General features: G+C 39.4%; 19 protein-coding genes and 2 riboswitches. Of the genes, 13 read left to right on the forward strand and 6 right to left on the reverse strand.

Annotated features, from left to right (window positions below):
• Window positions 1-174 precede the first annotated feature (174 nt).
• Window positions 175-282: riboswitch (SAM riboswitch) on the reverse strand.
• Window positions 283-666: 384 nt separating this feature from the next.
• A complete protein-coding gene (locus IEW76_RS17220; RefSeq protein ID WP_188655669.1) occupies window positions 667-2028 on the forward strand; it encodes a helix-turn-helix domain-containing protein in 1362 nt (453 codons plus the stop codon).
• Window positions 2029-2045: 17 nt separating this feature from the next.
• Window positions 2046-2177 carry a hypothetical protein gene (locus IEW76_RS20990; protein ID WP_268235079.1) on the forward strand — a complete coding sequence of 44 codons (132 nt, stop codon included), beginning with the start codon at window positions 2046-2048 and terminating at the stop codon, window positions 2175-2177.
• A gap of 87 nt (window positions 2178-2264) precedes the next feature.
• Here the strand turns inward: IEW76_RS20990 and IEW76_RS17225 are convergent, their stop codons facing one another.
• The 3 genes from IEW76_RS17225 to IEW76_RS17235 all read right to left on the reverse strand — a co-directional run bounded on the left by IEW76_RS17225 (window position 2265) and on the right by IEW76_RS17235 (window position 5767).
• Window positions 2265-2612 (reverse strand): YflT domain-containing protein, encoded by a 348-nt coding sequence (locus IEW76_RS17225; protein ID WP_188655670.1) that lies wholly within the window; start codon window positions 2610-2612, stop codon window positions 2265-2267.
• Between the two features lie 129 nt (window positions 2613-2741).
• A complete protein-coding gene (locus IEW76_RS17230; protein ID WP_188655671.1) occupies window positions 2742-3938 on the reverse strand; it encodes an MFS transporter in 1197 nt (398 codons plus the stop codon).
• Window positions 3939-4615: 677 nt separating this feature from the next.
• Window positions 4616-5767, reverse strand: coding sequence for a S8 family peptidase (locus tag IEW76_RS17235; RefSeq protein ID WP_373286015.1), 1152 nt, complete (start codon window positions 5765-5767; stop codon window positions 4616-4618).
• A 371-nt stretch (window positions 5768-6138) separates the two neighbouring features.
• A riboswitch (TPP riboswitch) is annotated at window positions 6139-6239 on the forward strand.
• 86 nt (window positions 6240-6325) lie between these two features.
• Between IEW76_RS17235 and thiT the strand changes: the two genes are divergently transcribed.
• Together thiT and IEW76_RS17245 are read left to right on the forward strand one after the other, a co-directional pair.
• A complete protein-coding gene (gene thiT / locus IEW76_RS17240; protein ID WP_188655672.1) occupies window positions 6326-6916 on the forward strand; it encodes an energy-coupled thiamine transporter ThiT in 591 nt (196 codons plus the stop codon).
• A gap of 286 nt (window positions 6917-7202) precedes the next feature.
• Window positions 7203-7859: a methanogen output domain 1-containing protein gene (locus tag IEW76_RS17245; protein WP_188655673.1), complete on the forward strand. Its 657-nt coding sequence runs from the start codon at window positions 7203-7205 to the stop codon at window positions 7857-7859.
• 16 nt (window positions 7860-7875) lie between these two features.
• Here IEW76_RS17245 and IEW76_RS17250 read toward each other — a convergent pair whose 3' ends face one another.
• Window positions 7876-8463 (reverse strand): TetR/AcrR family transcriptional regulator, encoded by a 588-nt coding sequence (locus IEW76_RS17250; protein ID WP_188655674.1) that lies wholly within the window; start codon window positions 8461-8463, stop codon window positions 7876-7878.
• Between the two features lie 141 nt (window positions 8464-8604).
• Here IEW76_RS17250 and IEW76_RS17255 point away from each other — a divergent pair, with 141 nt between their 5' ends.
• From IEW76_RS17255 to IEW76_RS17295, 9 genes are all read left to right on the forward strand, one after another.
• Window positions 8605-9591: an NADPH:quinone oxidoreductase family protein gene (locus IEW76_RS17255; protein ID WP_373286016.1), complete on the forward strand. Its 987-nt coding sequence runs from the start codon at window positions 8605-8607 to the stop codon at window positions 9589-9591.
• A 249-nt stretch (window positions 9592-9840) separates the two neighbouring features.
• Entirely contained in the window at window positions 9841-12789 is a 2949-nt protein-coding gene (locus tag IEW76_RS17260) for an ATP-binding protein (RefSeq protein WP_188655676.1), read from the forward strand.
• A gap of 162 nt (window positions 12790-12951) precedes the next feature.
• A complete protein-coding gene (locus tag IEW76_RS17265; protein ID WP_188655677.1) occupies window positions 12952-13692 on the forward strand; it encodes a LytR/AlgR family response regulator transcription factor in 741 nt (246 codons plus the stop codon).
• A 1115-nt stretch (window positions 13693-14807) separates the two neighbouring features.
• Entirely contained in the window at window positions 14808-16241 is a 1434-nt protein-coding gene (locus IEW76_RS17270) for a hypothetical protein (RefSeq protein WP_188655678.1), read from the forward strand.
• Between the two features lie 153 nt (window positions 16242-16394).
• Entirely contained in the window at window positions 16395-17156 is a 762-nt protein-coding gene (locus IEW76_RS17275; protein WP_188655679.1) for a sporulation protein, read from the forward strand.
• 155 nt (window positions 17157-17311) lie between these two features.
• A complete protein-coding gene (locus tag IEW76_RS17280; RefSeq protein WP_188655680.1) occupies window positions 17312-17893 on the forward strand; it encodes a DUF2087 domain-containing protein in 582 nt (193 codons plus the stop codon).
• Between the two features lie 80 nt (window positions 17894-17973).
• Entirely contained in the window at window positions 17974-19191 is a 1218-nt protein-coding gene (locus IEW76_RS17285) for an MFS transporter (protein WP_188655681.1), read from the forward strand.
• Between the two features lie 146 nt (window positions 19192-19337).
• Window positions 19338-19574: a hypothetical protein gene (locus IEW76_RS17290; protein ID WP_188655682.1), complete on the forward strand. Its 237-nt coding sequence runs from the start codon at window positions 19338-19340 to the stop codon at window positions 19572-19574.
• 120 nt (window positions 19575-19694) lie between these two features.
• The gene (locus IEW76_RS17295; RefSeq protein WP_188655683.1) at window positions 19695-20495 is read left to right on the forward strand and encodes an SDR family NAD(P)-dependent oxidoreductase; all 801 of its coding nucleotides are present in this window, start codon (window positions 19695-19697) and stop codon (window positions 20493-20495) included.
• 34 nt (window positions 20496-20529) lie between these two features.
• Here the strand turns inward: IEW76_RS17295 and IEW76_RS17300 are convergent, their stop codons facing one another.
• Together IEW76_RS17300 and IEW76_RS17305 are read right to left on the reverse strand one after the other, a co-directional pair.
• Window positions 20530-21438: a TIGR03943 family putative permease subunit gene (locus IEW76_RS17300; RefSeq protein WP_188655684.1), complete on the reverse strand. Its 909-nt coding sequence runs from the start codon at window positions 21436-21438 to the stop codon at window positions 20530-20532.
• A gap of 14 nt (window positions 21439-21452) precedes the next feature.
• A complete protein-coding gene (locus tag IEW76_RS17305) occupies window positions 21453-22436 on the reverse strand; it encodes a permease (RefSeq protein ID WP_188655685.1) in 984 nt (327 codons plus the stop codon).
• Window positions 22437-22658 lie beyond the last annotated feature (222 nt).

The raw sequence follows: 22658 nt of genomic DNA on the forward strand, positions 1-22658 counted from the left end.
CTCCGGCTTCCTTCAGATTCCGGGTCACCCCGGACACCCTTGCCCTTGGCTAACGGCTACAACGACCTTCACCGTTCGGGACTCTAACCCTAAAGCTTGCGCCCATGTCGGGCACACATCAAAAAAAAAAGCCCCCTTCTTGATCAGAAGAGGGCTTTTTATTTAGAGCTCCTCTTCTCATCTATCAAGTGTAACCTTGCTGGATTTGGCACAGCACTCATTAGTAATGAGCCCGCTGCCGAGACATCGTAGGGCCAGTCCCTCCGCCTCTCGTGATAAGAAGGAGTATTCATTTTTTGTTTACATGCAATGTCTAAGTTTACTTATTACTTGTTTTATTGTCAATGAAAGAAGAAAAAAATGTGGTGATAGATTCATAAAAAAGAAAAGTGTGGCTTCTATTGTGAGGTAGGTAAACGTATTAGATCCAACGTCGATCCCCAGAAAAATGATAGTTCAATTGAACCTAGTGGAATAAAACTTTAGGTTATAAGAACTAGTCCTCTAGTACCTAAAATTATCAGAATATTGATATATTTCTAATTTTTGATTATGATGAATATAACTTACATCCCATATTCAGAATATGTTTGGGAAAAAATGCAGATGTAATCCAGTCTTTATGGCTATATTGATAGATTTTCTTTCCCAAACGAGAAAATGGTTGTGAGAGGGGTAGTCGGAACATTTGAAGCATATACTCTAGCAAAGGAGGTTGCTTCACTAGAGAGTGAGTTGATTCAAATCTTAAAAGGGTCTGAAGTAGGCAAAACAATTAAGTTACATCGGTTAAACCAAAATCGTACTCTTGAAGAAACGGCTCAAGGAATATGTTCGATTTCTTATTTAAGTAAAATCGAAAATGGGCTTACAAAATCAAGTGAGGAAATTGTTCAACTGCTCTTACACCGCCTTGATATTCCAGTTGAAGTACTAGAAGAAGGGGTGGATGAAGAGTTACTCGAACAAGAACTACACGAATGGTACACCGTTATCATGCATAGAGAAACGGACCAGGCAACAGAGTTATATGTAAAGTTAAAACAAAAATTGAGCACACTCTCAACTCCGAGTATACTAGCTTTGTTTAAGTTGTATGAGGTTCGCTATCATTTGTTGATGCGTCACTTTTCGGAAGTACCGGTCTTATTAGATAAGTTAGAGAGAATGCAAGACCTGTTTGAAGAAAAGCATCAGTACTATTATATGAAGTTCTCTGGGTTGTATCACAATATGCAAGAAAGATTTAGAGAGGCTCAGCAGTATTATAAGAAGGCATTAGCACTTGCTCACCAAATTACGCTTAGTGATAGTGAGCGAGCTGATCTGTATTTTATATCAGCTATTAATGAATCATCCCTTCAAAATGTGACTTTATCGCTTCATTACGCTAGGTTAGCGCTAAATTTGTATACGGTCCAATTCGATTTTAAAAGAAGTGGAGATTGTCAGATTTTACTTGGTATATGCTATAAGCGAATTCACCAATTTGAACAAGCGGAACAGTGCTTTCAACTAGCTGTAAAGGCAGCAGGAAACTTGCAAAGCTCTTATTTAAAAGGGATTGCTTATCATAACCTCGGCTCTCTTCATGCAGCTCTCAAGCATCATGAAAAAGCAATTGATCACTTTGAGAAGAGTCTAGTGTTTAAAGATAATCATAATGTAAAAGGAAAGTTAACTAGTATTGCCTCCATTGTGGAATCACTTTTTGAATTAAGTGAACGGGGCAGGGCGTTGGAATGGATCGATCGAGGATTAATTATGATCGAACAACAGAATGACTTTAAAATTCTACGCTATTATTTTCAGGTATATAAATACCGAGTTCTTGAGGATCTCATTAGTCTGGAGCATTTCTTAAAAGAGACAGTCATTCCTTATTTTATCGATAACGAGAACCAGTTTTATATCGGACTATATTGTGAACTGTTGGCTGAGTGCTTGCAAAAACACAAAAGGTATAAGGATGCTTGTTACTATTTAACTCTAGCTAATGAATCATATAAAAAATTATCAATTACGTAGAGGGAGAGTGGGAAAGTATGAAAAAATGGATGATTTCAGCTTTAGCAGTAGGGGCAATTGCATTTTCAGCACTAGGAGGGTTCTCAGCAACTCAATTATCACTTGATGAAGAACCAGAGCCAACAACCATTGAATTAACAGATATTTAATTAGAAAAAGCCCCTGCCTCTTACTACATTTAAGAGGCAGGGGCTTTTCTGTCGTTGTATACACATTAATGAGCTTCTTGTAGTGGTTTAGATAATTTTTTCAATATCTTTAGATTCTGTAACCATTAGAAGAACTTTACCTTCATCTAAATCCTCTTCATAAGTATCTGCTTCCGACTCAGAAAAGCCAAGGTCTTGTAATTTATTACGAAGTTCATCGCCCTTTTCGTTAAAAATGTTGCCCACTACTTCTGCAAGGCTCATTTCTTGTGTACCGACGGTATTCGCATCTGTATTGTTAGCCAAGCGTTCGGTACGATCTTCATCATGTGACATTAAATAAATATGCTCTTTTGTAATACCATTATCCGCTAGCTTCTGTACATCATTCTGTAGTTTTTGATCGTTATGGTACTCGCGTACAAATGGTTTCATTATATAACCCTCCTAAATACTGTTTCCTGGTATTTTTACCCTGTGAATAGTCACTGAAACGTCTGGATGGGTTATTTTGAAGGCAGTAATCGTTCCCATGATTAATTCAAGTTGATTGGAATAAACGGTTTAAGATGAATGAACTGTTGATCGGGAATTAAGGTGTGCTAACCTCTTTCTATTCATTGTATTGTAGAGATACATAACAACAAACACGAATAATCCCATGATGAAATACAATGGTTGATAACCAACAAGAGAAACCACAATTCCCAACACATATGAACCAGTTGCGATACCTATATCAAATAAAGTAAAGAAAGTCGCTGTTGCGTGTCCGCTTCGATGGTGAGCAGCAGACTGAATAGCTAATGTTTGGAAACAAGGAACAAGACTTCCGTAGCCTAGACCTATTAGTGTAGCTGACAGCAAAAGCATAAAGGAAGAAGTTGTCATACTTAATGTGAATAAACCTAAAGCAAAGAGGCCTAGAGACGGATAGATGACAATGCTTGGTCCTCTAGAGTCAAAGATGCGCCCGACGAACGGTCTCGAAATGAGCATTGCAACAGCAAAAACAGCAAAGAAGAAACTTGCTGCTTCTAGTAATCCAATAGATTTCGTATAAATAGATATATAAGATATAACACTAGAGTAGGTGAAAGCTAGTAAACTTCCTACTAATGCAATGGGTAAAGCATTCATTTCAAATAAATCATGAAGGGTTATTTTCTTCCTTTTGGAAGGTTCTTTCACAACGGGAGCAGCTACAAAGCTAGTGAAAAGAAGAGCTCCAGCTAAAAGGGCGCCAAGTACAATAAAGAGTGTTGAGAAAGAGATCCAATTTAAAAGCGATAAAGCCAAAAAAGGACCTGCAACAACAGCAAGATTCATCGACATAGCAAAATACCCAAGTCCTTCTCCACGTCTGCTATCTGGTATGATGTCTGCAGCAATTGCACCAGCTGCTGTAGTGGCTATCGCGAACCAAATACCGTGGAAGAATCGTAAAGCTAATAATAAGTAAAAACTAGTTGCAGCTACATAGACGAAGGTAGTCAACATAAAGAGTAAAAGACTTATGAGAAGCATTTTTTTCTTTCCGAAGTCTTCTAAAAGTTTTCCAGAAAACGGTCTGACAAGAATAGCTGATAGTAAAAACAATGTAACAATTAAACCTGCTTGTGCTTCTGTTCCTTGTAGATCATCTGTTACAAAGATCGGTAAAGTAGTTAACAAAGCATAAAAGGTTAGGAATAAGAAGAAATTGCTTAAGGAAATGAAAAGGAAGCTTTTCGTCCATATTGGTAATTTTGTTTGTGTCATAATAAGTCCTCCTATGGTGTTTCGTTTCCTGATGGAATCTCGATTTTAAACACCAAGGAACATCATAGGCTTATCAAGGATCTTTGTAAAGGCATATGCTTCCTAAAGAATTCCGTATAAGGAAGACTCGAAATTGAGAGAATGCTTCCGTTTGCTCAGATTGCGGGTAAGGTGGTTCGGGAAATCACTCGCTTTCCGCGGCGAGCTGGGAAGCCTCCTCGTTCGCTACGCTCTCTGTGGGGTCTCCCCAAGGCTCCTAGTGCCGCAGGAGTCTCGCAATTCCCCGAACCACCTTTGCCATATATAGAGGGAACGGAAGCATGCTACATAAGGCGGGGATGTTGGATCACCGCCATACTCGAGCTGAGGGGACATTATACTTAATCTGGTAAGGGGTGTCTGGGGAACGAGGAGACTCCTGCGGGAGAAAGAGGTCGACGAGATCCCGCAGGGTGGTTTTCCCGAGGAAGCTCGACAGCTCGCCCGCGGAAAGCGAGTCGTTCCCCAGACACCCCAAGCTCTCAACAAAATAATGACCCCATTTACACTAACATGTCTCTGCTTCATATCTTCAACAATCTGCCCTATACTTGAAAATATAACAACATTAAACCTTAACAAAGCTAAAGACAAAAAAATTCCCCGGAAGGACCCGGGGAACGAAGGGGAAAGTTCATTTATTGTGCTACTGCAAAAGTAGTAGTAGCTGCGTTGATTGCTTCTTGTACGTTAATGAAACCATTACCGTAGTAGAAAGCGTCGCCTAGAGGCGTTGTCGTGCTATTTAATAAGCTACGCACTTCTTGATTAGTGAGAGAACTGTCCTCAGCTAAGATGAGTGCTGCAGCTCCGGCTACGTGAGGAGACGCCATAGACGTTCCGTTATAAGAGCCGTATGTGTTACCTGGAAGTGTACTATAAATATCTGCACCTGGTGCCATAACTTCTAATTCTTCTCCAACAGAAGAGAATGAGGCACGGTTTAGGCTTTCGTCAACAGCACCAACAGCAACAACGGATGTGTATTTGGCAGGATAGCCAATGGTGTTCTTTTTGCCTTTAGATCCTTCGTTACCGGCTGCAGCAATTAACAAAACACCTTGTTGATAAGCGTTATCCATTGCTTGTTGTAGTGTAGTCGAGCCGCGGCTTCCGCCTAAACTCATATTGACAACATCGATATTATTGTCAATTGCCCACTCTACACCTTTCGCGATCCCGCTATAAGAACCGCTGCCGCTGCTGCTTAATACTTTAACAGCGTACAGATCAGCTGATGGAGCTACACCTAATACTCCAAGAGAATTGTTAACACCTGCAATCGTTCCAGCTACGTGAGTACCGTGCCCATTTTCATCATTGAATGGGTCAGGCTCACCATCCACGAAACTCGCGCCACCTGCTACTTGTAAATCTTCATGGCTAGCGCTGATTCCACTGTCTAAAACAGCTACTTTAATACCACTACCAGAATTGCCACTTGCTTGAACATCATCAGCGTTAATGGCTGGAATGCCCCACGGAGTTGTTTGACCGTAAGCTTGTACACTTGCATCTTCTTCAACGTAAGCAACATTTGGGTTCTTTTGAAGAGCTTCTACAGCTTTAGAAGAAAGTTTAGCTTGCACGACATTCATGTACTTGAATTGGTGCTTAACTTTTCCGCCTAACTGTTTAATGTTAGATACTTCTTGTTTATCTACCCCTGTCTTAAAACCTATTAAGTAATCCTGAGGTTTCTCTGATGGTTGAGCCGAAGTTGCGATCGGCCCAATAGATAAAGATAAGATGAACGTGAAACTAAGTATAGCTATTACAAAACGTTTCAATAGAATCCCTCCTTAAGTAGTTGATTCTATTGTAATACGAAGCTATAGTGAAAATCTTTGAGACATGTGAGTGTGTTAGATTAAGAGAATTCGAGGTGAACAAGAGGTATTATCGAAAATTGGGTAAAAAGACATATAGTTATAAGTAGATATAAGGTGTTTTTCGCAAGTAGAAAAGATAAAGGGGGATAGAACGGATGTTTGGAACAGGAGTTTGAGACAAATTTATAAATGATTGATAGACTGTCCATTTGTTAGTATACCACAAAAACATGAAAATATTGGATAAAAATAGAAGAATCTTTATATTGATGACTTGAGTCCAATAATTTCTTCGCCTATAATAGGAGTAACGAAAAAAGCATAAGTAAGAAGACCACAAGGGGAGCCTTAAGGCTGAGATTGAACGCTTTGTTCTGACCCTCTGAACCTGTTAGTTAGTACTAGCGTAGGGATGTGGCTTTAGTGATGGCGCAATGCAAATGGACTTCCATCTTAAAGCTCTCCCTTGCATTGCTTTTTTTGTGTGCACATTTATCTTTAAGGAGGAGAGTAAAGATGAAACGTAGTCCAATTCTGTTTTTAGTTGAGATTGCCATGTTTGCTGCATTAGGTGCTGTTCTTAGTTTACCGTTTTTAACGATTCCGTTATGGGTGCAAGGAGGATCTGTCGCTTTTGCTATGGTGCCGATTTTCTTTATGGCTTACCGTTGGGGGTTAAAAGGAGGTTTAACTACAGGTCTTTTAGTAGGTATATTTAACTCATTAATTAACCCGTTTATCGTTCATCCTGTGCAGTATGTAATGGACTATCCACTTGCATATACTGTTGTCGGAGTGGCCGGGATCTTCTCCAAACCAGCTCTAAAAGCTGTTCGCGAAGGGCATGCAAAATCATTTACGATTTATATCATTTTAGGGACGCTGCTTGGTAGTAGTCTTCGCTTCATGAGTCACTTTATAGGTGGGATTGTATTCTTCTCTTCATTTGCACCAGAAGGTACGCCAGTTTGGGTATATTCTTTAACATATAACATCGGTTATATGCTCCCATCTTTCATCATTAGCGCTGTAATATTGAATATTATCTTATACAAACAGCCAAAGTTACTCCATTTTGGAGGGACCGAATCTATTAAATCCGCCTAAACCCTAAAAATATATTTAAACAAAAACGTGTCGCAGGGGAAATTTAACCTGCGACACGTTTTTGTTTAAATATAGAGTTTGAAAGCGGTTTGATTGAGGAAGTACTAGTCTAGAAAGGCCTTTGTTTACGAACGTTAATATGTTGGGGAATAAGGAAAATCTTTAACCTCGGAAATAGATGAAAAAGATGTGAAAAAGCTTTTAAATAATTAATAGAATAAGGTTCATTGTTCTATAAATAGGGTAAAGGTGTATGTGGAATATATCTTAAAGGGGGAAATAACAAATGAGTCAAAACCAAACATTAACGGCGCAAACATTTCTCTCTAAACTTCTTACTCAGTATGCAACATTACATGAAAAAGCAATAGGTGATCGTGCCGAAGAATATATTAAACAACTAGGAATACGGACAGGAGAATGGATGGAAGGGCACTATGTAGATGCTAAATCTACTCGGTCTGTTGATCAATATGTCAATGTAATTCTTGCCATTAAGAATGATATTGGAGGTCACTTTGAGATAGAAGAGGCAACACCTGATCGAATTGTTGTGAAAGGAACTCAATGTCCATTTGGAGATATGGTGAAAGATGCGCCTCATTTGTGTCAAATGACCTCTAGTGTAATAGGGGGAATTGCTTCTAGGCATTTTGGGTACTCAAAAGTCAAACTTGATAAACGAATTGCTGTTGGAGACGACCACTGTCGCGTTGTGGTTCACTTGAATGAGAACGAAGAGCAGGGAGGGGAAGAGTACTTGAATTTGCCCGTCACTCCGGAAAATGGAGATCCGTTCCAGTGGGAAGAAGACACCATTAAGATGTTGGGTGAAGAGTTACGCAAGAGCGACGAGATGATCGCTAGCCTCGTTTCAGAAATAGAAGACCTTCGTTCTCAGATTCGTATGCAAGATAGACAGAGCAGAAGAGACTTCCGTTAAGGGAGTCTCTTTTTGTCTAATCTTTAAGCATATTTATAATGGATTCGTAGCATAAGTCTTTATACATCTTATGCAGACTATGGTCCCCACTCATGACCCATTGGATAATGCAGCCATCGATTAGGCTCCGAATCGCTTTAGGCCCTTTTTCAGGGTCTACATTTAGAAACTTTCCTTCACTTTTCCCTTTAGAAATAATAGATTGACCAATAGAAAAACAATTGTTGTAAAAACGCTGATTGATTTCTTGAAAACGGGGTATTTTAGGAACGTAAGAGAGGAAGTCCAGATATACTTTGTAAAATCGGTCATTTTCCCTCGGCCCAACAAACACAGCGTTCACATAGGCGGATAACATTTCATCTGCAGTATGAGCATGTTGCACTGCATTTGCTTCTTTTTGATAAATTCTGTTGGTTAGCCATTCTAATAGATGAGCGAAGACATCTTCTTTATTTTTAAAATAGTAATTGGTCACGCCTTTGCTTACGCCGGCATAATTCGAAATGTCTTGAAGTGTAACCGAGCTATACCCTTTATCTGCTATCGCTTCAAAAGTTGCCTGAAGCAATTGTTCTTTTCGTTGTTGCTCTCTTTTTTTCATGTCAGCCTCCGAATTGTCTATAGTACCTCCATTGTATAAAAATTATACCGTTGGGACAAATTAATTGACATATTTATTTTGACCAGTCAGAATAAAAAATGAATCAAAAACAAAGACTAACCTATAAAGAGGAGGAATTAGATTATGACATTCCGCGCTTTATTAGCTACAAAAGAACAAGATCAAGTTACAACGAACGTAATAGAACGACAAGAATCAGAGCTTCCAGAAGGTGATGTGACCATTCAGGTAGCCTATTCAAGTGTGAACTATAAAGATGGACTAGCAACAAACCCTAAAGCCAAAGTCGTACAAGATTACCCAATCATCCCTGGAATTGACCTTGCAGGTACAGTTACATCCTCAAATGATGATCGTTACCAAGAAGGGGACGAGGTAATCGTGACAAGTTATGGACTTGGTGTTTCACATGATGGTGGGTTTAGTGAATACGCACGTGTTCCGGCTGAGTGGGTTGTTCCCTTACCAGAAGGATTATCCCTTCGCGAAGCTATGACCTTCGGTACAGCCGGTTTCACCGCAGCTTTATCTGTTCACCGTTTAGAACAGAATGGTTTAACACCTGAGGATGGACCTGTACTTGTTAGTGGAGCAACAGGTGGCGTAGGTAGTATGGCTGTTGCCATGCTCTCAAAAAAAGGGTATCACGTTGTTGCCTCTACAGGTAAAGAGTCTGAACATGACTATTTACGTTCAATCGGTGCTACAGAGATTATCTCACGTGAAGAAGTAACACCTGAGAAAGTACGCCCTCTCCAATCACAAAAATGGGCAGCCGCTGTTGATCCTGTTGGAGGTAAACCATTAGCAAGTGTCTTAGCTTCCATTCAATATGGTGGTTCTGTTGCAGTAAGTGGATTAACGGCAGGTGTAGAGGTGCCAACAACGGTTATGCCATTCATACTTCGAGGTGTTGATCTATTAGGAATTGACTCTGTCTATTGTCCGATGGATATGCGTAAACAAGTATGGGATCGCCTTGCTACTGACTTAAAACCAGATCAGATGAACGAAATAGAGAATGAAATAACGTTAGACGAACTACCACAAACGCTTACTGACATCTTACAAAGCAAAGTGAAAGGTCGTACAATTGTGAAAATGTAACATTTTTAAGGAGCCCTTCTACAATGGAAGGGCTTTTTTTGTGTCATTAAATAGTATAATGTAGTGGGAAGTACATTTCTTTGTCTAAAAAGTCAACAATTGTTCTTGAAGATATAAAAAGTAAGGTTGAATGGTAGAAAGAAAACTCGTCTGTTAGGGGCAAAGACCTTACAATAGGAAAAGACTGTATATCATAATTTAAGTAGTATAGTCATTGAATTGCATAAATGTAATAAGGAGTTTACGGTGATGAAGTTTAAGCAACATACGACTTATCCTTTGACAAGATGGGTCTGGCAAAACTTTTTGAAAGTCGCTTTGATCCCTTTGCTAGTCGTAGAACTGGCGTTTGTTGGGATCTACTTTGTAGCAAGCGAATGGTCAAAGAACGAAATGATAGACATGATAAAAAGTGAAGCAGAAGAAGATATGAGAGAGTCTGCTTCAAGAGAGGCCGAAGTCATCTCAAATCAAGTTCGTTCCATTTCAAATGCAACGAAGTTATTTCAAGAAGAAATGAAAGAATCATTCCAACAACCCATCTCATTAGACGATTTGAATCAAAATGATTTAAATAGGCTCGAAGAAACGGAAGAAGGGCTTCTATATACAGATAAAGATCACCCAGACGGTGGTGCGGCGATTTTCTATAGTACGAGTGGGGGGCAAGATCGTGAGAAGATAGCTCGGTTACTTAAGAGCGAAGAGTTAATGGAGAATATTTATAACTCACAGCCATTAGCCTCCTCAATTTATTTTAATACCTCTGACTCCCTTAATATCATTTATCCATTTGTAGATAAATTGGAAGAATTAGAATCTGACCTAGATATTACGAAATATAATTTTTATTTTAGAGCTGACGAGGACCATAATCAGAATCGAGAACAATTATGGACACCTGCTTATTGGGATCCTGCTGGGAAAGGATGGACCTTCTCTTCTATTGCACCTGTGTACAACGGGGACCAACTTGAGGGAGTGGTAGGGATGGATATCACCATCGGTACAATTGGAGATAAAATCGAGGACCTCGATCTTCCTTGGCAAGGGGTGGGCATGCTTGTACAAGATGATGCTGAGATCTTAGCCTTATCTAAGGATGCTGAAAGATTGTTAGGGGTAGAAGCGCTTGAAGATCAGGAACATGGTGATTCAAGTACTGGAGATATTTATAAGCCAAGTACATACAATATGTTAGTACATTCTCAAGCAAAGCCACTTGCAACGGTATTAGTCGGTCAGGAAAATGGGTTGGAGACTTTAGAGTGGGAAGGTGAGAAGAAGTTTGCAGCCTGGTCGACCGTCGAAGGAACAGGTTGGCGCTTTTTAATTATTGTAGATGAGTCTGCTGTTTTTGAAGATGTTTACACGATGAATGGGAAGTTAGTGAAAATTGGTGCCCTTATGATTTTAGGATTGATATTATTCTATATCTTTTTCTTCATCGTATTATACCGGAACTCACGGAAGGTTAGTCAAACGATCTCTAAGCCGCTCGTAGAGATGAATCAAATGGTTACGGAAATAGGGGGAGGGAACTATTTCCAGAGAAGGCGAGCCTTTGATATTGACGAGTTAGATGAAACGTCTAAAAGCATAATTGAAATGGGGCAAAACCTGGGACTTTCTAATAAAGCGCTAAAAGAAGCTCAAGAAGAGATCCGTTCTAAGGAAGGAGATCTTCGAGCACTTGTTATGTCTATTGATGATGTGATTATGCAGTTGGATCGAAAAGGTACCTATCTCAATATATGGACGAATGACGAAGGAAAGCTTTCTAAGCCAAAAAGCGAACTTCTGCAAACTACAATCGAACAAGTCTTCTCTGAAGATGAGGCTAATCTGTTTATGGAAACAATCGAGTACGTAAATGAAACGGGAAAAGCAGAGAATATTGAATATGTTATTGAGACATTAACTGGCACAAGATGGTTCCAAGGGAGGATTGCTCCGATTATTGAATCATCTGGGGAATTTCAACATTTTGTTTTAACTGCTCGAGATATAACCCCATTAAAGGAAATGGAGAAATCTCTCCGGGATGCAAAAGAAGAAGCCGAACGTGCAAGTCAAGCTAAATCGGATTTTCTCTCTAGTATGAGTCATGAATTGAGAACGCCGATGAATGCAATTTTAGGATTTGCTCAGCTTCTACAGTATGACAGCGATCATAAGCTAAGCCCTACTCAAGACGAGAGTGTTGAAGAAATTATTAAAGCAGGGAACCATCTGTTAACCATTATCAATGATATATTAGATTTAGCTCGAGTGGAGTCAGGAAAGATGTCGATCTCCATTGAGCCTGTAGAGGTTTCCCCTGTAATTGATGAAGTTGTTAGTATCACACAGCCCCTTGCCAAAAAGAGAGATATTAAACTGATCGTTGAAGAATGTGCTTGTCATAGTCAATTTGTGTTTGCTGATCGAACAAGACTAAAACAAGTTCTTCTAAATTTAATGTCTAACGCTGTAAAGTATAATCGTGAAGGTGGAGAAATTACGTTTACTTGCCATGTCCAGAATGATAAAGTCTCTTTCTTCGTTAAAGATACGGGTATTGGGATTGTTGAGGAGGAAATGGACAGCATTTTTGAGCCGTTCACTCGTGTTCCGAGTAATGATATTGTAGAAGGAACAGGGATCGGATTAACGTTATCGAAGCAGCTAGTGTCCTTAATGGGTGGTTCAATCTCTTTAACAAGTGAATCAGGCAAAGGGAGTACTTTTTGGGTTGAACTTCCACTTGTGGATGAACCCAATAACTTATCAGCACAATGGTATGATCAACAGAATAACGCTCCTGTACAGTTTGCTGAAAAGAAAAAAGTCTTGTATATAGAAGACAATCCCGCCAACTTAAATCTAGTTAGGCGTATATTAGAAACATACGAGCAGATTGAGTTAATGTCATCGACCACAGGGGAAATGGGGATTGACCTTGCTCAAGCCCATGAGCCTAACCTTATTTTAATTGATCTTAATTTACCAGGTATAGATGGTTTCACCGTTCTCTCCCGACTGAAGGACATGGATGAAACACGTGAACTTCCTGTAATAGCTATTAGTGCAAACGCTATGCCTAGAGATATTGAGAAGGGACTAGCAGCTGGATTTGACGACTATTTAACTAAACCAATTCAAGTAGGGAAGTTTATGAAAATGGTTGAAGCTCATTTATTTAAACAATCTGATTAAAGGAAAAGCAGCGGGGAAGCCTTCCTCAGCTGCTTTTTTTCTTTGGATTAGTTTTTTGTCATAGAATTCTCTTCTTTTAATTTGTGTATTTTCCTAAACAAATTGGTAGCTTTATCGTATACTAATTATTAGGAAACTAGTCTTATTAGGATGATGTAAAGAATGAAGTATCGAGTATTAATAGCCGATGATCAAGATGCCTCTCGTAAGTTGCTAAGGCAAATGGTGGAAAAGGTTGCTGGTGATGCATTTGAAATTATTGATGAAGCAACAGATGGGGAACAGCTTGTTGAGAAAGTGATTCTCTCTGAACCTGACCTTGTGCTCTGTGACATTGAAATGCCAAAACAGAAGGGAAATGAAGCAATCCGAGCTTGTAAAGAAATAAATGCGGACCTTCAGTTTATTTTTACTACAGCATACGACACGTTTGCAGTAGAGGCTTTTAATTTAAATGCGGTTGATTATGTTATGAAGCCTATTCAAATAAATCGTTTGCTCTTATCTTTAGAAAGAGCCAAGAAAGTATTGCGCCAGCTTAATACTGAAAACCAGGAAACGAAGTTAAAGGAATATCAACGAATTCCTGTCCGCTTCAATCGTTCACTTTACTATGTACAAGTAGATGATATCCTATTTATAGAGAAAAGTGACCGAAAGGCAGTTATACATACGTCTTATGAACAATATTCCTCGCCTGAAACATTAGAGTATTTTATGGAGTATTTGGATGATAAATTCGTTCAGTCTCACCGATCCTTCATCATTAATTTAGAACGAATTTCAAGGATTCAAACCTCTGGTAAAAGTTATTTAGTTTTCTTTCATGGGTATGAAGAGCCTGCTCAAATATCGAAGCAAAACATTCAACGTATTCAGCATATGATGAATGACTTCTTGTAATGGTTTATGAGCTCGTCTTAATCAGACGGGCTTTTTGGTTGTTCCATATAAGCCTCTCTTATATGGAACACTCTAAGCTGAGACACTTTTGTGTAGACAGGCCCGTTACGCTTGTCAAGTGGTTGGGGTGTCTGGGGAACGACTCGCTTTCCGCGGGCGGCCCCACACGACGTGGGGTCGTTCGACGTTGGCTATTGACGTGACGGTTTTAGTCGAACTTCCTCTTTCTTTTTAGAGCCTCCTCGGGAAAACCACCCTGCGGGGTCTCGTCGACCTCTTTCTCCCGCAGGAGTCTCCCCGTTCCCCAGACACCCCTGCTATAGTTTTTCGAACGGCCCCATATCTTAAGGTTGGTGATAGTTGTGGGGTTTCCTCATATGGCATGTTTCCCCAACCGCCTCAGTTTCAAGTAATGCAAACGGAAACATTCTCTCATTTTCGAGACTTCAACAATCCTCCCCCTCTTGAACATGCATGTTATAGTAAATAAGAACAGTAACCTTTAACAGAGCCTTTTGTATAGAAGTGTACGCTTTATACTGGAGTTATTGACGTGTCTAGGACATATGTCAATTTTTTATTAAATATTGCTTTAAATGGTCTTTTTTTTTGTTTGAAATGCTCTTCTTTATGTCTTAAAGGGGGGAGTAATTGGTCTAAAGTACCATTTTTATTTTGAAGTAAAAGGAATTAACTGTTACATTATATACAAGATCAATGAAGGGTAAATAGATAGTTACTTATTTAACGATTTTCATTACCTGATTTGATGTGAGTATAGGGTTCTTTCGAAAACCACCATCAACGATTCGGAAGGACCGATCGGGGAAACATACTCCATTAAATACTTGATCTTACCCACATAGGCCGTTTAGGTGGGCCATCACTTTTGGTAAGAGTGAGCTCACCTTTCCAAGAAAAAAGAGATAACTAGAGAAAACACGTTTGGATTGGCTAAAAAGAGACGACGATATATAGAGACAAAGAAGAAAAAGGCTGTGCATGTGCACAGCCTTTTTCTAATGCCTTTTTAAGAACAAACACCACTCTGGGCATTCGTGCATAGTGTAATAGCACACACAGAATGTGTAGAAGAAAAGGGTGGTGATCCTAAAGTGGAATTAACCGTTACGCATTGGATGTACGGGATCATAACGATCGTTATCATTGCCACGATGATGTTTAGAAAAGGGGTTGTGTTACCAACACTACTTGGTACATTTTTAATAGCTTGGGTATACAAGGGGAGTGTAATAGGTGGGTTTACTTCTGTCTTTAATGCAAACCTTGTAGCGGCTAAAGAGCTATTTAACATCTTCTTAATTATTACGTTTATGGTTGCTTTACTGCAGGCATTAAGTGATTTAGGGGCAGATCGAAGGATGATTATCCCCATTCAAAAAGTCATGACAAACGGGCATATCGCTTACTTTGTGTTAGCAGCCGTTACGTATGTCATATCTTTATTCTTCTGGCCAACACCAGCAGTTCCTTTAATTTGTGCTTTACTCGTACCTGCTGCTGTTCGAGCTGGGTTACCTGCTATGTTGGCAGCGATGGCCGTTGCTCTTGCGGGTCAGGGGATGGCCCTGTCATCTGATTACATTATGCAAGTGGCACCTGGGCTTTCAGCGGCGTCAGCTGGAATAGAAACAAGTGAAGTGGTGGATAAGGCGTTTATTTTATCTATTATTACAGGGGTTATTGCGCTTTTGCTTGCTTATTTATTCTATCGTACTAGTATAAGGTCTTCTAAAGATGTACAGAACGAAGTAGAACTTCGATCGTTACAAGGGCTAGGTGCAGGGGATCAATCGACAAGGGAAGCAAAAAGTCAGGGAATAGGGATGTGGAGTAAATTATTTGCTGTGCTCGTTCCTCTATCCATGCTTGGTGTTATGGTTTTTATGATTACGACTAAATTGGGATCAGGACGAATGGGAGGTCTAGAAGGAGGGGATGGAGCTGCCTTTATTGGAGGAGTAGCTGTTATTTTGCTACTATTGGCAACGGTAGCCTTCGGTCGCCAGAATTCTCTAGATTATATTACAGAGCATATTACAGATGGATTTGTATTTGCTTTTAAAGCTATGGGACCTGTTATACCAATTGCTGGATTTTTCTTTTTAGGAAGTTCAGACTTTTCAGGAAGCATATTATCTCTAGGGGAGGCAACAGCACCCGCCTTTTTATTTGATCTTGTACAATCGAGTCAGGATATCTTACCTCAAAGCTCGATCCTAGTAGCTTTTAGTATTCTGATAATTGGAATCATAACCGGTCTTGATGGATCGGGTTTCTCTGGATTACCTTTAACAGGAGCGCTTGCTGGTGCTATGGCTTCTTCGGGATTAGATGCAGGTACACTCGCGGCGATAGGTCAAATGGGATCGATCTGGACAGGTGGAGGGACGATTATAGCCTGGTCATCCGTCATTGCGATTGCTGGTTTCTGCGGTGTCTCAGTAATGGAGCTTGTAAGGCGAAACTTCCTTCCCGTAATGATTGGATTAATAGCTGCAACGATGTTTGGTATACTATTTTGGTAATCAAACCTACAGGTGGACATATGCTCACCTGTTTTTTTGTGCTCTTTTATCCTTGAGAATGTTAAAATAAAAATATCTTGTAATGGATGAAACGTATTGAATGAATGAACGTATAAAAGGTATGAAGTAATAACGAAGAAAGGGATGGTTACGATGTTTAAAAAGATTATGGCAAGTATTGGTGTAGGTGCTGCGAAAGTAGATACACAGTTAGAGAAAGAACGCTTTTCAGCAGGTGAAGAGGTACGAGGCAAGGTTGTGATGAAAGGCGGAAATGCAGAGCAGCAAATTGATCGCATCAACTTGTTTTTAATGACTGAAGTTGTGAAAGAAAAGGATGATCGAAAAGTACGTGAAGAAGAGATCATTCACAGCTTCAACATTACAGAATCCTTTACATTGAAGGAAGGGGAGGACAAAGAAATTGATTTCTCCTTTAAGCTTCCTTTAAATACTCCTGCAAGTTTTGGGCGTCTTCCGATTTGGTTCCAAACAGGACTTGATATCCCTATGGCAATAGATCCTCAGGACCGTGATTTTATTCATGTGGATCCAGCTGAACCTGTACAAACGATTCTTACCGCTCTTCAACATGAACTTGGTTTCTCGTTACGTAAAGTGGAAATGGAAGAAGCTCGTAACCGACAAATTGTTCAGGAATTTGAATTCTTACCAGGAGGACGTTTCCGCGGAGATCTTGATGAACTAGAAGTTGTGTTCTTCCCACAAGAAGATGGGGTAGAACTTGTGCTAGAGGTGGACCGTCGCGCGAAAGGTTTGGGAGGTTTATTAGCAGAAGCGTTTGACGCTGACGAGAGTCATGTTCGTACACGCCTCACAAATGCAGATATTGCAAATGGAGAACGCTCTGTAGCGAATCAGCTAGAACAACTGATTGCGAGATTTGCTAATTAAACGAATTATTTAAGGCAAGAGGAAAGCTAATGGCTTTCCTCTTTTTATGTCTTATTATTCGGTATAAGGTTTTCTAAATATGTATCTTATATTTACAAAACTTGGAGTTTAGTTTATTATCTAATTAGATACTTATCGAATTTGGAGGTTTGTAAATGCAATTAGACAAAGTGGTCAACTTTCATAAAGTGGTGGGGGATCCAACAAGAATTCGAATTATTTCACTTCTTAAACAAGGACCTCTCCACGGTCAGGCAATTGCCAACAAATTAGGGTTAAAGCCGCCAACTATTACTCATCACGTAGCGAAATTGAAACAAATTGGGATTGTATATCAAAGAAGAGATAAGAATACGATCTATTTTTACTTAGACCAAAAGAAATTAGAATATAGTGCTAACGCTATTTTACAACTTGGGGAGGTGACAAATGTGCGTCCTGAAATGAGTGTAGAAGATAAAGATAAGTTATCCATTGTGAAAAACTTCTTTGCGCCAGATGGTACGCTTAAGCAAATTCCAAGTCAAAGGAAGAAGAAGCTCGTCGTACTGGCTTATATGATTAGAGGTATAGAGACGGGGAAGCTATATGAAGAAAAAGAAATCAATGAGTATATTAAGCAGTTTCATGAAGACTACGCAACCATTCGCCGTGAATGGGTGATGAATCATTTTATGTATCGAGAGAACAACCAATATGAACTTAACCCTAAAGAAATGTGGCCGATCGAATTTTAAGAGTGTCAACTAGACACTCTTTCTTTTTAGAAATCTAATTTGATGAGTATCTAATTAACAGGGGTGAGGAGGTAATGATTATGACTTCGACTTCCCATTTTTCTTACAGGAGATTATTTGTTGCTGGTATTATAAATGGAATTGGCGATCGATTTAATCAAGTGGCTGTTCTAGCAATGATACTTTCTCTTACAGGTTCAGGAGTTGCAGTGGGTGGGGCGCTTGCGATCCGTATCGTTCCTTATTTATTATTCTCACCCATTGGAGGATGGCTTGCTACTGTGGTTTCGTTAAGGAGGATTATGGTGGGGACAGACCTGGTACGGATTTTCTTTGCGCTCTCTCTTTTATTGGTCGAAAATCGTCAAGATCTTTGGATTGTATATGCCATTTTATTTCTGTTAGCTGCTTCAGAAGCGGTTTACCAGCCTGTTCGACGTACATATATATCACGCTATATCAAACGGGAAGACATGTTAACTGTAAATAAATTAGAACAAGTGTTGTTAGGGTTTGTTCTTATTTTAGGTTCTGCAGGGGGAGGGGTTGTTTCTTATCTGTTCAGTCCCCAACTTGTGTTCATAGTAAATGCTTTTACTTTCCTTGTTGCTGCTTTGATTCTGCTACAAGTTTACGAAGAGAAATCGAAGTTTATATCATCGAAACAAGCGGTTTATACGGTTATTCAAAAAGGCTTTGGAATTACTTTGAGATCTCCACTACTACGTAGAATATTTTTCATAGACGTTTTCATATCAATGGCAGACGGAATCTTTAATGTGCTAATAAGTGTATATGCTTATCAAAGATTCCAAACAGGAGGTGTAGGTATTGGTATATTTTATGGAGCCTTAGGTGTTGGACTTGTATTAAGCATGTGGGTACCTGTAGCACGATTTAAATATCTAATGCCTGTTGCGGTAGGAGCACTTTTGACTGAGGGGGTTTTTCAAGTTTTCCTAAGCCAGGCTAACGGGTTTTATTATGCTATCTTACTCTTTATGCTTATTTCTTTAAGTGGAGGAGTAGGGAAAGGTGCGATGGATACAATGGTTATGAAACAATTATCTAATGAACAGGAAAGTGCTGTTTATTCCTTATTTGACATGGTAACCAATGTCGTTATGGGATTGTCTATGTTTGGGACTGGATTACTACTGACTTATTATTCCCCTACTACACTAGGCGTATTAGCGGGGATTCTATTCATAGGAGTGGCAACAATAGGTGGGTACGCGGTGTATAGGAAGCAAGAGTTGCAGAAAGGCAGTGTAAACGAAATGAATGACCTCAGGTGAAGGTTTGGGTAAAAAGGGGATTGTCGAAGTATGTCTAATTGTATTAAGTTTCTAAGAATAATGATATACGTATTGAATTTTCAGAAATTTTGGCGGATAATAGATGAAAAGGTAGAAAACTTTCACCTTTGAGGAGGCGACTTCCCATGAGATTCAAAGTTATTGCATACTATAACCAAATGACGAAGATTACTTTTCAGAGTACTGACAACCAGGATCTCGTTTTTAATGATTTTGGAGCCGCCAAATGCTTTGTGAATGCACTCAAAGAATTAGGAAGCTACGAACGTTATTCATTCCAAATTGTATCTATGGATCAAGAATTGATGCTGCCCTCCTCAACTTCCTCTCCACATGAGAAGAAGTACCTTTATTCATATTAACCAGAGCTGTCTCTAAAGTTGTGCCTACTTTAGAGACAGCTTTTTTGTTTGGTAAGGGCGTGCGTTTAATCATTTGGTAAATAGGATAAATAGGTAGATAAATGAAAGAGGAGGAGAATTATGGCCATTTTCGCAAAAGACGCCTTACTAGGAAAGCATATTATTATTACAGGAGCTACAGGTGGCATCGGTTACGAGGCAGCGAAAGCAGCGGTGCAAGCTGGTGCTGCAATTACAATTACAGGTCGGGATTATGAAAAGCTCTATCAACTGAAAGATGAATGCATCGCACTTGATGGTCGTGCTCATGTGCTTAGTGTCCCTGCTGATTTAAATAAGGAAGACGACAGAAAACACGTCATTCAAGAAGCAATAAAAGAAGTTGGCCCTGTATATGGGTTAGTGAATTCAGCTGGAAAAACAGGTGGTGGAACGTTAGAAGACCTTTCAGAAGAGGAGCTTCGCTCAACAATGGAACTAAACTTTTTCTCAACTGTTTTATTTACACAAGAGGTTTATAGGGAAATGAAACAACATCAAAATGGGGCCATTGTGAACCTTTCGTCTTTATCCGGGTTGAGAGGTACATATGGAAATACAGCTTATAGCGGATCGAAATTTGCCATAACGGCTTTCACTCAATCTTTTGCTCATGAGGCGATTCAACATAATATACGAGTGAACGCGGTGTGTCCTGGGTTCGTTGATACAGAGATGGGGAGGAACTCTATTGCTTCTATTGGTGAACGAGAAGGAAGGAATTTTGAGGAACAGTTAGAGGTAGCAGAGCAAGGGTTACCTTCTGGACGTATCACGCAGCCAGAGGAAGTAGCGAATTCGATTCTTTTTTTACTTACTGATGCGGCTGAGAATATTGTAGGGGAGTCATTAAAAATATCAGGTGGAGGTGTGATGAGATAAAGAAAGCCTTGGAAGACAACTTCCAAGGCTTCTGTCATTGTTCTAAATTGCTATAATCAATTTCTTCGTAAACATAGGTTTGCTTAGGCTTATTGATCTCGTGGATTGAGGAGAGTTCTATAATAGGCAAATGCCAGTCATTGAACATAGCCGTTTGAACGGTTCCATGCACTTCAATCCATGTATCTTCATTGTAATTAAGGACTTGTTCTCCTTCTACCATAATGCCATAGATCCCCGCATCGGCTACGCAACAACTTACTCCAAAACGGCCTACAACGATTCTTGAAGAGGGGAAATTAGGTTCCCTATATACAAATCCTCGAATCACAATCGATTTACCTGCAAATGTTTCAGGTTCTTCCTCCAAAAGGTTTATCGTACTGATATAATTATCGTCATTTAACATGATCTTCTCTTCTGTACTCATTTCTTTGTATCGGTCTGGGTACATGTCTTTAGGCGTAATCACGCCATTTTCTAGAGATGTTTCGTCTGGTCCGGCTGGAACTTCTGGTTGTTTCACGCCCTCTTGCTGATTGTTCTCAGTTGGGTTATCAACTCTAGATTCTGTTGTTTCTTCTATTTGAGCAAACTGATACCCTTTTTTCTTAGCGACAGAAGCCCCCAGGGTATGTTCTGAAAATAAAAATCCACTTATTACAGGAATAATAAATAACAGGTAGATACTTAACGATTTAATTGTAGACGTTGAATAAGTATGCTCATGATTGCATCCACATGCTGCTTCTTGTTCCCGGTCTCCTCTCAAAAATTGCCTACCACCCAGGATCATAAAAACGATTAATGCGAAATAAAAGTAAGGAAGCATTTTAGGAGCGATGTAATTATAAATATTGCCTGTAACCATTAATTTAAATAGTAGTAACGTAAAGCCGAGTAAAATCACACTTCTAATAAAAATATGATGGTGACGTTTCATAAAGTTTAGCCTCCTTAAAAGAAGTTTTGGTAAATCATAATGATGCTAAAGGTAGTTAACGTTATAACGAATACGAGTGAAGCTACAAATCTCGCTCTGAAATAGGCAAAGAGAAGAATTGTATTTTTTAAGTCAATCATAGGACCGTATACAAGAAAGGCTAACAAAGAGGCTGGAGTTGCAAATGACTGAAACGAAGAGGCTACAAATGCATCTGCTTCAGAACATAGGGATAAAATATACGCCATTCCCATCATAGCAGCTGGTCCTGTATATACTCCGTTACCAATGGCAGCCAGAGTATCCCGGTCCATGAAAGTTTGCACAAGGGCTGCTAAGAATGCCCCGATTATTAAAAACTTCCCCATATCAAAAAATTCATCACTAGCATGATCAAACATTTCTTTGAATCGGTTCCTGGAGTGGTGGTGATGTCCAACTTTAATTTTACTTTCTTTTAGAGGATTGGCACGCTCATACAAAAGGTACATTAACAAACCAACAAGGAGTGCAATTACAAAAGCTAGTCCCATCCTGGCGTAAGCAATTGAAGGGGTGGATTGAAAAGCGTGAAAGGTAGACAAGTACACAATTGGGTTTAAGACTGGAGCGGAAACAAGAACGACCATTCCAACATGCATGGGCATCCCTTTAGCAATTAGTCTTCTGACAATAGGTACGATTGCGCACTCGCAAACAGGGAAAATTGCGCCAATTGCGACAGCTGGTGCAAGTGCAAGTATTGGATTGCGAGGAATAAATCGGTTTAGATGCTCTTCTTTCACAAAGAGTTGAATCAAGGACGATACAAATACTCCTAACAAAATAAACGGAATAGCTTCTAACACAATACTCAAGAAAATCGTATTCACATTTAATATATTTTCAGACGGTGTTAGTATATCAGGAATCGGGAACAAATCCCCGAACAAAAAGAGAGCGAAAAATAAAAGTAACAATATGTATCCTATCAACGTTGAGAATTTATGAGAGATCATGTAGATCAAGCACCTCCTAGATCGTAATCATTATCGTTTAATACTATACTATTAAATCTAAGGGATGTGTATACCTTTTTTTCAAATAGATTTCTATGTAAACGGCTTAAGCGGGGATGACTACAGTAAATGAGTTGGGTGATATGGAAATCGCAATTCTACAAAGAGTAAATACTGAAAAATGTACAGAAAGCGTTAGATTTACTATAATGTAATAAGAAG

Source organism: Pontibacillus salipaludis (genome assembly GCF_014642405.1).
Lineage (GTDB): Bacteria > Bacillota > Bacilli > Bacillales > BH030062 > Pontibacillus > Pontibacillus salipaludis.